2 protein-coding genes are annotated in these 1,225 nt (G+C 37.9%); both read left to right on the forward strand.

Features of this window, described 5'->3' with window-relative positions:
- Positions 1 to 401: hypothetical protein (locus tag AC1DVJ_RS31035; protein ID WP_477596796.1), on the forward strand; the 401-nt coding region annotated here is incomplete at its 5' end.
- A gap of 28 nt (positions 402 to 429) precedes the next feature.
- Complete coding sequence (locus AC1DVJ_RS31040) at positions 430 to 744, forward strand: hypothetical protein (RefSeq protein WP_477596798.1); 315 nt, start codon at positions 430 to 432, stop codon at positions 742 to 744.
- Positions 745 to 1,225: the final 481 nt, after the last annotated feature.

A 1,225-nucleotide genomic window follows, 5' to 3' on the forward strand; every position in this document is an offset into this window, starting at 1 on the left:
CGTTAAAACAACGTCTTACCCAGCTAATCGGATTTCAATCAGATAATGTTTTTACAACTACAAATGGAAGGTCAATTAACGGAACAATTCGAAAAGTGGGAAACAAAGCCTTTGCAGTAAGGGAACAGGAGAATAATCGGCTAAGGATAATTCCGTTTACTAGATTTGCTGATTATAGATTTGAAATAACAACAGGAATTCCCCCGATAAAAAATGTCGCTATTATTCAGGAGAAACAAGCGCGATCCTTTCTCGCTTTTAATGTGAAAAGGGGGAAAGACTATATTGAATTTGTTCACCTTATATTGGAGCAAGAACAACGCGTAACTACCGTTTTTAATCATATTATTCCTTTAAGTCAAATTGATAGCATCCAATGCTTACGATTGAAAAGGCGATAATTCGAAATCTGATGGGGAGGAATGTATATTGGCGACTGCAAAAACAACAGCTGTTCTATCATTCGGAGTTGGAATTCGTGAGGTTGGTATTAATTCTGACCTAGAGGCCACGTTCRCCTCGCGAGGTATCAAATTGCCTGAAGGTAAATCCATAACAGTGAAAAGAGGTGGCATATCCAAGAAATTAATCGTCACAAAGGTTACGTTACCAGATGAAGTCGGAAATTTCTTGAGGCTTAACAAAATAAATTTAGCCTTTTTTGGTTTTACTCAAGGTGAAATCGTCGTTGAATTTGACACCATGACAAATACAATGACGCTAAGAAGTATTGGAGCTAAGTAATTGTTGAAAAATGAATAAAGCAGAGGAGTCTAGGGTGAATACTCTAGGCTCTTTTTGTTGCAGGTATTCAAATTTGTAATCCTATAAAACTCTTGTTTTATGTGCTACCAATATTGGATAGGAAATAGTCCTTTAAAACGTGGATTTATTGGGATTGTATCGGTTACGTCAAAAAAAGTTGGCGGTCGAACCATATGTGTATACCCACGTTTATATGGAACGCCCAAAACGTACGTTGTAATCATACCCCCAGTATATTTCCAATTGATCCAATCACATACATATTGTACCTGCAACAAACAAAAAAGCCCATCCATTAGATGGACTCAAAGTCATAAACTTCCCAATTATATCCGTCAATGAATGCTTGTAYAGCCTCCATGCTGTCGTACTTGCCACCGAAGAACCAATACCCACCTAGGCAGCTTTCAACCTCTAATTCGTAACCTCTGACCTCAACTGCTATAACCTCGTACATATC

It is taken from the genome of Paenibacillus sp. P4_A9 (assembly GCF_056402415.1).